Source organism: Paenibacillus ferrarius (genome assembly GCF_002027705.1).
GTDB classification, from domain to species: Bacteria; Bacillota; Bacilli; order Paenibacillales; family NBRC-103111; genus Paenibacillus_E; species Paenibacillus_E ferrarius.
This window is the reverse complement of sequence record NZ_MBTG01000045.1, coordinates 93,796-106,203: the sequence shown is the minus strand read 5'-3', so window position 1 is coordinate 106,203 and position 12,408 is coordinate 93,796. Positions and strand designations below refer to the sequence as shown.

Annotated in this window: 9 protein-coding genes; 7 read left to right on the top strand and 2 right to left on the bottom strand. The window is 45.8% G+C overall.

Going from position 1 to position 12,408, the window contains the following annotated elements:
• The first annotated feature begins 22 nt into the window (after positions 1–22).
• From BC351_RS32730 to BC351_RS32715, 4 genes are all read left to right on the top strand, one after another.
• Complete coding sequence (locus tag BC351_RS32730) at positions 23–952, top strand: peptidase U32 family protein (protein ID WP_244209253.1); 930 nt, start codon at positions 23–25, stop codon at positions 950–952.
• A gap of 29 nt (positions 953–981) precedes the next feature.
• Positions 982–2,268, top strand: a complete 1,287-nt coding sequence (locus tag BC351_RS32725) for a peptidase U32 family protein (protein ID WP_079418969.1) — start codon at positions 982–984, stop codon at positions 2,266–2,268.
• A gap of 191 nt (positions 2,269–2,459) precedes the next feature.
• Positions 2,460–4,646, top strand: a complete 2,187-nt coding sequence (locus tag BC351_RS32720) for a methyl-accepting chemotaxis protein (protein WP_244209252.1) — start codon at positions 2,460–2,462, stop codon at positions 4,644–4,646.
• A gap of 169 nt (positions 4,647–4,815) precedes the next feature.
• Positions 4,816–6,630, top strand: coding sequence for a peptidoglycan D,D-transpeptidase FtsI family protein (locus BC351_RS32715; protein ID WP_079418967.1), 1,815 nt, complete (start codon positions 4,816–4,818; stop codon positions 6,628–6,630).
• Here the strand turns inward: BC351_RS32715 and BC351_RS32710 are convergent.
• Positions 6,616–7,884: an ATP-binding protein gene (locus tag BC351_RS32710; protein WP_144028597.1), complete on the bottom strand. Its 1,269-nt coding sequence runs from the start codon at positions 7,882–7,884 to the stop codon at positions 6,616–6,618. The two genes, BC351_RS32715 and BC351_RS32710, sit on opposite strands and share 15 nt — an antisense overlap.
• Positions 7,885–8,075: 191 nt before the next feature.
• Here BC351_RS32710 and BC351_RS32705 point away from each other — a divergent pair, with 191 nt between their 5' ends.
• Positions 8,076–8,903, top strand: coding sequence for a lipoate--protein ligase family protein (locus BC351_RS32705; RefSeq protein ID WP_079418963.1), 828 nt, complete (start codon positions 8,076–8,078; stop codon positions 8,901–8,903).
• Between the two features lie 357 nt (positions 8,904–9,260).
• On the opposite strand, the gene BC351_RS32695 is transcribed toward BC351_RS32705, so the two are convergent.
• Positions 9,261–9,992: an alpha/beta hydrolase gene (locus BC351_RS32695; protein ID WP_079418959.1), complete on the bottom strand. Its 732-nt coding sequence runs from the start codon at positions 9,990–9,992 to the stop codon at positions 9,261–9,263.
• A gap of 263 nt (positions 9,993–10,255) precedes the next feature.
• On the opposite strand from BC351_RS32695, the gene pdhA reads away from it, so the two are divergent.
• Positions 10,256–11,338: a pyruvate dehydrogenase (acetyl-transferring) E1 component subunit alpha gene (gene pdhA, locus BC351_RS32690; protein WP_079418957.1), complete on the top strand. Its 1,083-nt coding sequence runs from the start codon at positions 10,256–10,258 to the stop codon at positions 11,336–11,338.
• Between the two features lie 61 nt (positions 11,339–11,399).
• Complete coding sequence (locus tag BC351_RS32685; protein ID WP_079418955.1) at positions 11,400–12,380, top strand: alpha-ketoacid dehydrogenase subunit beta; 981 nt, start codon at positions 11,400–11,402, stop codon at positions 12,378–12,380.
• The last annotated feature ends 28 nt before the right edge of the window (positions 12,381–12,408 follow it).

Below are 12,408 nucleotides of genomic sequence, written 5' to 3'. Positions count from 1 at the left end.
TGATAGAAGGTAGGGAAAGCTAGTGAATAAACCAGAGTTAGTAGTAAGCTGCAGCTCGATAGCAGAGATGCAAGGATTAATAGAGGCGGGCGCGGATGCAGTCATTATAGGCGAAGAGCGTTATGGAATGCGTCTGCCGGGGAATATAGGGCTGGATGAGATACGAGCCGCAGCAGCTTGGGCGCATGAGAAGCAGGCTAAGGTTTATGTGGCTGTAAACAAAATTTTCGACAATGCCTCGTTAGCTGGCCTTTCGGATTATTTGCATACCTTGCAGGAATATGGTGTTGATGCTGTCATTTTTGGAGATCCTTCAGTGCTCATGGCAGCCCGCACCTTGCCTCGTCCGATACCGCTGCATTGGAATGCAGAAATGACTTCCACCAATTATGCGACAGCGAACTATTGGGGAAGACAAGGAGCGACACGAGTCGTGCTCGCCAGAGAACTGAACATGGAGCAGGTACTTGCGTTTAAAGAGCAATCCGAGCTGAGTGTCGAGGTTCAGGTTCATGGGATCACCAATATTTATCATTCTAAACGTGAGTTGGTCAAAAACTATATCGAGCATCAAGGTAATGAGGCTTCCTCGCAAGATCGTTCTATAGAGCGCGGACTATTTTTAATTGAGCATGAACGTCGTGATCAGCGCTACCCCGTCTATGAAGACAGCAACGGGACACACATCATGAGTTCGGAAGATATTTGTATGCTGGAAAATTTGCCTGAGCTGATGGATGGCCAGATTGACAGCTTGAAAATCGAAGGGCTCTTGAAATCTTCGGTGTATAATGAAACGGTAGTGAGAAGCTATCGGGCTGCGATTGATGCTTATGCGGCAGATCCATCGAGCTATGAATTCCAGCAAGAATGGCTGGATGCTATTTTAGCTTTGCAAGACCCGGAACGGGAATTGTCATACGGATTTTTCTATAAAGAACAGGTATATTGATAGATGAATGAAAGAAGGTGCGTTTCCAGATGACGACAGCTTTAGAAGCAAGAGCTAGAGGAAAGCGTGTCAGACTGCAGAAGCCGGAGCTGCTTGCTCCTGCGGGCAGCTTAGAGAAATTGAAATTTGCGATCCATTACGGGGCTGATGCGGTGTATATCGGCGGCCAGAAATATGGATTAAGATCCAATGCGGATAACTTCTCCCTGGAAGAAATGAGGGAAGGAGTCGAATTTGCCAATCAATACGGCGCCAAAGTTTTCGTAGCAACGAATATTTATGCGCATAACGAGGATATCGAGGGTTTGGACGACTATCTCAGAGGACTTCAAGAGGTTGGCATTTCGGCAATTATTGCCGCTGATCCGATTATTATGGAGACTTGTCGGAGAGTTGCCCCTAAGCTTGAAGTGCATGTCAGTACACAGCAATCTGTGATGAACTGGCAGACGGTCAAATTCTGGAAGGATCAGGGCATTGAGCGTGTTGTTCTGGCTCGTGAAGTCAGCATGCAAGAAATCGATGAGATTAAAGCGCATGTTGATGTTGAAATTGAAGCCTTCATTCATGGAGCTATGTGCAGTTCCTATTCGGGACGCTGCGTGTTGTCCAACCATTTCACAGACCGCGATTCCAACCGTGGCGGCTGCTCGCAATCGTGCCGCTGGAAATACGATCTATTTGCCAAGGATCAGCCTCTCTCAGAACCGTTAGCAACAGATTTGCCTATGTTTGGCGAGGAAGACGATGCGTTTACGATGGGTTCCAAAGATTTGAGTATGATCGAGCATATCGCGGAGATGATCGAATCAGGGGTAGATAGCTTTAAAATTGAAGGCCGAATGAAGAGTATCCACTATGTTGCGACGGTTGTGAATGCCTACCGGCAAGCCATTGACGCTTACTTTGCGGATCCTGAGCATTTTGAAGTTAACCCGGAGTGGCAGGATGAAATCCACAAAGCAGCAAACCGCCCGCTCAATGCCGGTTTCTTCTATGAAGCTCCTGGACACGAGGATCATATTTTCGAGCCGGAGGACAAAGTGGTTGGATTTGATTTTGTTGGTTTGGTCATGTCTTATGATGAGGAAGCGGGCATTGCGCTTATTCAACAAAGAAATCACTTCAAGCCAGGGCAGGAAATTGAATTTTTTGGACCCGATGGCACACATTTCAAGCAAAAAGTCAGTGTGATTTGGGATGAACAACAAAGCCAAGAGCTAGATGCAGCGCGGCATCCACTGCAATTAATTAAACTAAAAACCGATCAGCCTGTTAAGCGTTGGGATATGATGCGTAAAAAAACAGGTAAATAGTACCATGGAAGCTTTCTCCAGACTGGGGTATATTGGAGAAAGTTTCTATTTTTTTATTTATTTCTAGATCGAATATTAAAGGAAATTGTTAAAGTATGTCGAAATTATTATGAACTTCTTATGTAAACCTTTTCATATTAGTTCTAAAGTAAGGGCTATTTAAGAAGTAGAAACCAATGGCGGTGAACAGAATGAAAAACAGTCTGCAAAGTATTCTCGCTTTTCTGACCAAAGCAGCTCAATCTCTCTTAAAAGCAATTCAAAATGTTCCATGGGGTCGTATGATGGGTGTAGCTGGTAAAACATCCAAACAAATGGGCACAGTCGCATTTAAGGAATTGAAGCAAGTTAAAATGGAAAATCCCGTGAAGTCCGTTGGGATGAAGTTGTTTTTAATGTTCTTTGTAAGCATTCTCTTTTTCGTGATTATCGTAGGCATGATCTCTTATTCGGTATCCAAAAGCGTCATTAAGAACAAAGTCTCGGAATCGAGTCTTCAAACAGTTACACAGGCAGGACAAAAGCTAGATTTCCTATATCAAACCTTTGATGATGTGTCCTTGCAAATTATGCTGAATAAAGATCTACAGGATTTACTTGAAAAAATCCCTAAGTTGGATGCATCATCGTATGAATCACTGGAAGTCATCCGTCAATTGACGGACAAATTGAATGTCGTGACTTTCTCGAACAAAGCTATTAAAACGCTTCATTTGTACAGACCTGACGGCAAATTGATTGTCATTACCGGATCTGGCGGAAGCAGTCTGTCTGAAAACAGCTCATCTACCGACTGGTTTAAGAAAATTGTTGATTCCGGCGGAAAAGTCGCTTGGTTGGATACCAAAAGCAAAGGGTATTCCAGCAGCTCGGCTAATACGTTTGCGATTGGCCGTATTATGCGTAATACACTGACGAACAGCACGGCAGGTGTTCTGGTGCTGGAGCTGAGTTCGGATATTTTGAACAAGGAATTAAACGGCATTTCTTTGGGTGACGACAGCAAAGTTGTGATCACAAACGCTCAGAACAAAAATATCGCAGCGAAGGATCTGACTCAAATTGAGAAAGATTCAGAGGTTCAATTATCCAAAGAACAGCTGGAGCAAGAAAACGGATCATTTATCACCAAAGATGATCACTTAGTTGCTTATTACAAATCAGCGATATCCGGTTGGAATCTCGTTGGAGATATGCCTGTAAGCGCATTGGTCAAAGATGCGAAGAAAATTTTCAATTATACCCTTTTGATTGCCTTATTCGCAGCGATTGCTGCTGTATTGATTGGATTATTCGTAGCCAGAATGATCGGGCGTCCATTAACCAATCTTCGCAACCTGATGCAGCAAGGTGCCAAAGGTAAGTTGACGGTAAGAGCAAATTACACAACACAAGATGAGATTGGGCAGCTAGGCGCGAGCTTCGACGTCATGATGCAGCAAATTACTACACTTGTTCAGCAAACTAGTTCTTCCGCCCAAGCGGTATTCGAAACAGCGCAAGAGTTGACGAATTCCTCCAAGGTTACAGCCACAGCGGCAAGAGAAATTGCTGTTGCAACGGATGAGATTTCTAATGGTGCCGGTGGATTGGCAACGGAGTCTGAACGAGGCAATGAATTAACGCACCACATCGGCCTTCAGATGAAGCAAGTGATTGAGGCGAACCTTGAGATGGGTACTGCCGCTGCCGATGTCCAAAGCTCCAGTGAGCAGGGCACCAAATATATGTCCGAGTTGATTTCCAAAACGAATCTGACTGAAGAAATGATTCGCTCGATGGTGGACAAGGTTGATAATTTGAAAGACAGCACGCGTTCGATTCGCAAGATTCTGGAACTTCTTAATAATATGACGAAGCAGACGAATATTTTGTCATTGAACGCAACCATTGAGGCAGCGCGTGCCGGAGCAGCAGGTAAAGGCTTCATGGTCGTTGCTGATGAGATTCGGAAGCTAGCCGACCAGTCCAGACAATCGATTGATGTGGTAGGCCAAATTACAGAAACGATTCAAAAAGAAATCGATGAGACGGTGAAAGTGCTTTCCACAGCGACACCGATTTTCCAAGAGCAAATTCTAGCGGTGAAAGAAGCCGATACGATTTTCAAACAAGTAACGAATCACATGGGTGGTTTCATCGAACAGTTGAGCACAGTAAGCGATTCGATTTCAACCTTGGAGCAATCCCAAGTTGTCTTATCGGATGCGATGACCAATGTCAGCGCAGTTGCTGAGGAATCTCTTGCGACTTCAGAAGAAGTGGCATCACTCAGCTCTGAACAGCTTAGCATTAGCGATGGCTTGGTTAAACTTTCGGACAAGCTGGATCTTCTTTCCAAATCACTTACGGATACGCTTTCCAAATTTGAAGTATAAGCAATCCGCTTTTTTCCTGCAAATAGTAAATAGTCTACATAATTGTTAAGTGAAAGCCTGAGAAATCAGGCTTTTTTTGTTGCAATATCGCGGGTATGGCGGTTTGACAACGTAAAGGAATGACGATACTGAGAGCTATACGATCAGCTTGAAGTTCGGAGGTCCTGGCATGAGGGTGAAACAATTATCTCCTTTAGAAAAACGTCGTATTTTTCTTGTTCTATTTGCTATCATTTTGCTGTTTATTGGGATTGTGGGCAAGCTTTTCTGGATACAAATCGCGGCAACCGAAAGCTATTCCTCTCATAATATTAATTTGCTCAGAAACTCGGTTGTACAAAGGCAGAAAGCTCTTGTTCTGGATAGCGGACGAGGGGAGATTCTTGATCGGTACCTGAAGCCGTTGACAGGAAAGATGATCAAATCGTTGATTGTTTTTCCGATAAACAGCAAAACACAAGTTGACCCTCAGCAAGTTAATCAACTTGTCAGTATCTTACAAACGACCAAAGAGCGGTGGCTTGATTTCTCAAGCCACTTGAAAGAGCCGCAGGTCTGGAGCACCGCTCAGGATGGGAAAGTCGCAGCGCTAAGCGCTGCCCAGGAGTCGCAGATTCGAATGTTGAATTTACCGAATGTGAAGGTGGCCGAGATGGAGGATCGCTATCCGACGGGGATGACGGCGCGGCAGCTAATCGGGTTCATCGGCCAGAATCCTGATCGAGTGATGAGCATTTATGGCGCTGATCTGGAGAAAGGAAAACTGGCGATTACCTCCAAAATCGGAGGAGCAGGCCTTGAAAAAACGTTTGACTTGTGGCTGCGGGGTGTTGGTAAAACGTCGATTTCGTATTTTACGGATGCCGGGAAAAGACCGCTGGCTGGCCTTGATGCTCGCATGATTGCTCCGGATAATTCATTCTTTCCAGTCAAATTAGTGACAACACTGGATGGCGGAATTCAGCAGCAAATTGAAGCGTTGATGGATAAGATGCAGATCCGCGATGGTGCGGTGGTTGTTCAGGATGCCGTACAAGGCGATATTGTGGCCATGGCAAGCCGTCCTAACTATGAGCCAACTCAAGTGGACCTTGCGAGCAACAGTTGGAGCAATTATGCGCTTAAGGCGACAGCGCCAGGTTCAATTTTCAAAACGGTCGTAGCCGCGGCAGCCTTGGATGAAGGCGTTGTGAATCCGAAGGAAACTTTTAATTGTGAAGGTGCGCTTGGGAAGTATGGATTCACTTGTTGGTTAAGGGGCGGGCATGGCCCGTTAACACTGGAACAAGGATTTGCGCAGTCCTGCAATATTGTATTTGCCAAGGTGATGCAGCGGCTAACGGCTGCGAAATTGGAGAGTTACGCACATAAGCTAGGTGTGTTGAATGAGGTTGGATGGACAGGGAAGACGGATACGAAACAGATTCTCCATCAATTGGATGCCGAAGAAAGCGGGCAGCTTTTTGGATCGCATACCCCGCATGATGACGAAGGAGTGCTGATGCAAACAGCGATTGGTCAAAGAGATGTGATGCTGACACCGCTGCAGGCTTCCAATATGATCGTCACTCTCCTGCATGGTGGGAAGGGGTATTCGCCCAGAGTCGTTAAGGAAATTCGCTATCAGACCGATCGAGTGATGGAGACCTTTTCTCCAAAAGTGCTGGAGTCCGAGGATGGGCGGGTATCGGCGGCGACAAGCCGAACGCTTCTGAACTGGATGAAGGAGGTCGTAACGGAAGGCACCGGACAAGGGTTAAAGGATGCGAAGTGGCAGCTGGCCGGGAAATCAGGCACCGCACAGATTCAGAACGGCAAGCAAGAGAAAGTGAATCAATGGTTCATCGGATATGGGCCTGTCGCATCGCCCCAATATGCGGTGTCTGTTGTCGTCAAGAATTTGAATCCTTCAGAGAGCAACAAGTCTATTCCGTTATTTAAGGGGATTATGAATATCTTAGCAAGCGGGTCAAGCGACAGGTAGGGAAATCGTAAAGCAGGTGCCCTCATCAGGCTCACTTGTTACATCAATGAAACCTCCGAAGGTTTTGATAATGCGATAAGACACCATTAAACCTAAGCCTGTTCCTTTATTTTTTGTAGAATAAAAGGGAGTTCCGAGACGATTGACTTCTTCTGGCGTCATTCCCATGCCGGTATCTTTGATTTGTAAAATGATTTTTGCATTTCGCTTGAAGCCGGATATTTGCAAAAGCCCGCCGCTTGGCATCGCTTCGATGCCGTTTTTCGTTAAATTGACTAAGCATTGAATCATTTTTTCGTTGTTGGCCTTGATGACCAGCGATGGTTCCATGTGAATAATAATTTCTACACCACGCATGGCGGCGTATGGATTAATTAAATTGTTTAGTTTGTGCGATAAACCTGACACGTCCAGCTCTTCAAGTTTTTCGGCTTGAGGTTTGGCGAATGATAAATAATCGGAAATGATATTCTGTGCGCGATCAATTTCTTCAATAACCATGGAGGTATAGATCTGCTTCTTCTCCTCTGTGACCGTCGATTGGCTGAGGATTTGCATAAATCCACGTGCAACGGTCATCGGATTTCTGATTTCGTGGGCTACCGATGCAGCTAACTCACTTAGGACATTAAGCTTCTCGGAGCGATGGACTTCTTGGCGCATGACGCTATTTTCCCGGATACGGACAATGATATAGGTGATGAGCCACATGATAAGCATGTGTACGATGCAGAACAAGAGGCCATACAGTAAGAAGGTACTATCAACAGAAATAAACGAGCCAATGCGGTAAAGCATAGTAATACAGAAGGTCGCTAGAGCGCTAATGAAGGCAAGCAAGCTGGGAAACATAACTTTAGGGGTAAGGTGCTTCCAATTGCTAAGTGCAATGAAGGCCAAGTAGAAGGGAACAAGAAGAGCCGCTGAAGTAACAGTCCAAATGAAATCGTAACCGTTGATGTAGTAAGAGTAGGCTACAATAAAGGCAGAAACAGTGAGTCCAGAACGTATACCGCCATAAAGGAAAGCAACGAGTACGGGAATAATACGTAGATCAAAAGTGTTTCCTGTTATCGTAAAAAAGGGGTGCGACATACAAAACATCGCAGCAATCGAACAGCTTATTCCGATGAAGGGACGTCCTAATCCAGCGAGTTTCAGGGGGCTTGGCCGATCGAGCCATAAAATATGACAAAGTAAGATCGGAGAAGTTAATACTAGAATATTGAGTAGTAAGTCGTCAATTACATTCAATGATCTCGCCTACTTAATTAAAAATTTGTTTGTTTAGTTTTATTTCGACAGAAAATATGAAAGTCCTTTGAATCCTTCCAAAATTTTGATGTTTTTTGGTACTTCAAACCTAGATTTGGATTGCGGCTAGGACTCAGATCGCTTACAATTCTGTAGATGTACTAAACTTGTAAGCTCAGGAGAAACGATATATGGAGAATGTACCACTTTCCTCTTCCATGGTCATTTTGGATCGATCAGGTGAAAAGGATGTTAAACCTATTTTATATGCCTTCGCGCTGGAAGAGCTGTTGTGCCGTGCTATTGGCAAGGTGACGCCACCGATTTTGCACATCTGGAGACATCCGCGTGCTTTCGTGATGGGTCTGAGAGACAGCCGTCTCCCCGAAGCAGCGAAAGCCAATGATTGGCTGGCAGGCCAAGGCTTTGAAACAGCCGTCAGAAACTCTGGAGGAGCCGCTGTCCCACTGGACTTAGGGGTTGTGAATGTATCCCTGCTGCTGCCAAAAGAAGCGGGCGATATGGAGCATCGCAAGGATTTTGACCTCATGGTTGCTTTGATTCGTGATGTTTTGAGTTCGACTACTGATCGTATTGATCAAGGCGAAATCATGGGATCCTTTTGCCCGGGTGAATTTGATTTGAGTGTTGGGGGACGCAAGTTTTGCGGCATCGCGCAGCGCAGACAGCAAACGGCCTTATCCGTACAAGCCTTTATCATCGTAGAGGGTGCTGGCGAAGAGAAAGCTAAGCTGGCCAGAGGCTTCTATGAACGGGCAGCAGCAGGCTCAGCTTCTGTAACGGACTATCCTTTGGTGGCTACAGGCAGCATGGCAAGTCTGTCTGAGAGTTTGCAGATACCGTTAACTGCTGAACGCTTCACGGCGAACTTACTTGAGGTCATGGCAGCCAAAGGGCTGCCTATTCAGAAGCCAGAGGATATAGCTGGCTATCCGAGCGAGGCCAAGATCCATGAAATGGCGGAGCTTTTGAAGCAGCGTTATGCGATTAAGCGATAGCATGACGCTTGGGCAGGCTCAACTGGCGGAGGAGGCACTATCCGCGCAAAAGCTTGCTGAACCTGCCAAAAAAGCAGGCTCAGCAAGAAAAAAGCACCCACCCCGCTCTGAGCCTGCAAAAAAGGCAGGCTCAACTGGCGGAGGAGGCACTATCCGCGCAAATGCCGACTGAGCCTGCCCAAAAAGCAGGCTCAGCAGGGAAAAAGCACCCATCCTGCCCTGAGCCTGCAAAAAAGGCAGGCTCAACTGGCGGAGGAGGCACTATCGAGCACGAGACATCATTTTAGCGAAGGAAGAAAATGCAAAAAGAACCGCAGGGAGATTCCAATCCTCTGACGGTTCTTTTTATGAGCAAGGTTACCCCAGAAAATAATGCAAAGCCGTATCCAGCTCTCCTTGCCAGAATCCCCATAGATGCTTGCCTGGTTTTTCGATGTAATGAAGTGTGGTGTTTTTGGAATCCAGTTCCTCTTTGGTTAGCCGATTTTCGCGAACAAAATCAAAGGTTCCCCGTTCTGTTTTTACCTCTGTTTCATCCAAGCCAATCAGCATGTACAGCTCCAGCCAGGCCAAGTCGTCCTCTGCTTTGATACGTTCTCTGGTAATGTCGAAAAATGCGCCCGATAAGGATATAACGCGGCAAAAAAGGCTAGGATAATCTAAGGCGAGATGCAGGGAAACGGTCCCTCCCAGAGAGTCGCCCGCGACAATACGCTCAGTCCTTTCTGTGCGAACCGGATACCGGCTTTCGATATAAGGAAGGAGTTCCTCAGCGAAAAAGCGGCAATAAGCGTCATGTCGCTCTCCTTCAGGCGCATATTCCGAGGTGCGATTCACATTGTTCACATCGACACCAACCACAATGGCGGGCTCTAAGTCTTCATCTAAAATACAACGGGTAAGCGTCGTGGCAATTCGGCCGAAATTGAAGAACTGCTCGCCGTCTTGGCAATAAATGACAGGGTAGGAAAGCAGCTCGTTGTAGCCAGGAGGAAGATAAATCCGCAATGACCGAGTTTCTTGAAGCAGGGCAGAGGTGAGTTCATCTTTGATAATGGTTCTTTTGTAAAAGCGCGAGTCATCTGACATGAGATTGCTCCTTTGTTGTCTGCTTGGGAAAAATAGGATTCTTAAGCGTAAGATTTTATGATTAAGGGTAAGGTGTATTATAGCAGTTGTAAATTTTGTGTTAACTGTATTATATATTTTCGGGAACTGTACTATTCACTTCTGCGAAAAAAGGTCATATAACACGAGGATGCTGGTGTACAATTCACAAAAACAGGTTTATAATAATACTATAACAGAAGTGAAGCTAGCAGGCATCAAAATCATATAAGAGGTGAAATGGTATGAGTAAGCCACTTGTCAGCCAAACAAATTATGAAGTGACCACAGAGAAGGTTGAGCCTTTACAAGTTCTGGCTCCAGACGGCACAATTGTCAATCCCGACAAAATGCCTAATCTTAGCGATGACCAATTGAAAGAAATTATGAGAAGAATGGTATTCACACGCGTGTGGGACGAAAGAGCAGTCAATCTCGGTCGTCAAGGACGTCTTGGTTTCTATGCACCGGTATCCGGACAAGAAGCTTCCATGATCGGTAGTGAATTTGCTTTAAATAAAGACGATTTTATTTGCCCAGGTTACCGTGATATGCCGCAGCTTGTATGGCATGGACTCCCGCTTTACCAAGCATTCCTTTATTCCCGTGGACATCAGCATGGCGGACAAATTCCGCAGGATGTACACGTCCTTATGCCGCAAATCATCATCGGCGCACAAATTTTGCATGCAACAGGTGTTGCTATGGCATTCAAAAAACGCAATCAACCGCGCGTAGCGATTACGTATACAGGTGACGGCGGAAGCTCGGAAGGCGATTTCTACGAAGGCATGAACTTCGCAGGCGCGTTCAAGCTGCCGGTTATCTATTTTGTACAAAATAATGGTTATGCGATCACAACTCCTTATTCCAAACAAACAGGAGCCCTTTCGGTTGCGCATAAATCCGTAGCAGCCGGTATCAAAGGTGTTCAAGTTGATGGAATGGACGTTCTAGCTGTCGTTCAAGCTGTGACTGAAGCAGCAGAAAGAGGACGCAGAGGCGAAGGCGCTACATTGATTGAAGCATTAACTTACCGTTACCGTCCGCATTCCTTGGCTGATGATACGACGAAATATCGTACCAAAGACGAAGAATCCGATTGGGAACCAAGAGATCCACTTACGCGCATGCGCTTATTCTTGACCAAAAAAGGTCTATGGAACGAAGAAATAGAAGCACAAGTAAAAGAAGAAGCGAAAGCAACCGTTGCTGAGCACATTAAAAAAGCGGAGGAAACTGAGAAAATGACCGTTTCCGGCTTGATCGATTCCATGTTTGAAGTTACACCTGCACACCTCGAAGAACAGAAGCAAGCGTATAAATAAATAATTAGCTTACGATGCCAGTTTTTTCTGGCGATAAACGCTTAGGAGGCACGGAGAAGTCATGGCACAAATGACGATGATTCAAGCGATAAAAGACGCAATGCGCGTTGAACTGGAAAGAGATCCAAATGTAATTTTGTTCGGGGAAGACGTTGGCCATGTTGGCGGCGTATTCCGTGCGACAGAAGGTTTGCAAAAAGAGTTCGGCGAAGACCGTGTATTTGATACGCCGCTTGCTGAGTCCGCTATCGGCGGGTTGGCAGTTGGTCTTGGCGTTCAAGGCTTCCGTCCAATTGCTGAAATTCAATTCGTAGGCTTTATCTATGAAGCGCTTGACCAAATTTGTGTGCAAGCTGCTCGTATGCGTTACCGTTCCGGCGGACGTTACAACTCGCCAATCGTATTCCGTACACCTTTCGGCGGCGGTGTTAAAGCTGCTGAGCTGCACACGGATGCCTTGGAAGGCTTGCTTGTGCAAACGCCTGGTATCAAAGTTGTTGTTCCTTCCAACCCTTATGATGCGAAGGGACTGCTGATTTCCGCGATTCGCGACAATGATCCTGTCTTCTTCATGGAGCATCTGAATTTATACCGCGCATTCCGCGCAGAAGTACCTGAAGGTGAGTATACGATCGAGCTTGGTAAAGCGAACGTAGTTCGTGAAGGCTCTGACGTTACGGTTATCACGTATGGCGCAATGGTTCATACTTCTGTGAAAGCAGCAGAAGAAATCGAGAAAGCACAAGGCGTGAAAGTGGAAGTAATCGATCTTCGCACGCTGCTTCCGCTGGATATCGATACGATTGTTGCTTCTATCAAGAAAACGAATCGTGCGATTATCGTCCAAGAAGCGCAAAAAACTTCCGGTGTTGCAGCTGAGGTTATTGCACAAATTAATGAAAAAGCCATTTTACACCTGGAAGCTCCGGTTCTGCGTATTTCACCGCCAGATACCGTCTATCCGTTCGCTCAAATCGAAGACGCTTGGTTGCCTAGTCCAGCAAGTGTCATTGCAGGGATCAATCAAGTACTCGAATTCTAATCACAGTCGAAGGTAATAGGAGGTAGTA

What these genes read in the sequence shown, in the direction of transcription:
- BC351_RS32725 (WP_079418969.1), top strand. Translation starts at nt 982, where the DNA reads ATGACGACAGCTTTAGAAGCAAGAGCTAGAGGAAAGCGTGTCAGACTG.
- BC351_RS32720 (WP_244209252.1), top strand. Translation starts at nt 2,460, where the DNA reads ATGAAAAACAGTCTGCAAAGTATTCTCGCTTTTCTGACCAAAGCAGCT.
- BC351_RS32715 (WP_079418967.1), top strand. Translation starts at nt 4,816, where the DNA reads ATGAGGGTGAAACAATTATCTCCTTTAGAAAAACGTCGTATTTTTCTT.
- BC351_RS32705 (WP_079418963.1), top strand. Translation starts at nt 8,076, where the DNA reads ATGGAGAATGTACCACTTTCCTCTTCCATGGTCATTTTGGATCGATCA.
- BC351_RS32695 (WP_079418959.1), bottom strand. Translation starts at nt 9,992, where the DNA reads ATGTCAGATGACTCGCGCTTTTACAAAAGAACCATTATCAAAGATGAA.
- pdhA (WP_079418957.1), top strand. Translation starts at nt 10,256, where the DNA reads ATGAGTAAGCCACTTGTCAGCCAAACAAATTATGAAGTGACCACAGAG.
- BC351_RS32685 (WP_079418955.1), top strand. Translation starts at nt 11,400, where the DNA reads ATGGCACAAATGACGATGATTCAAGCGATAAAAGACGCAATGCGCGTT.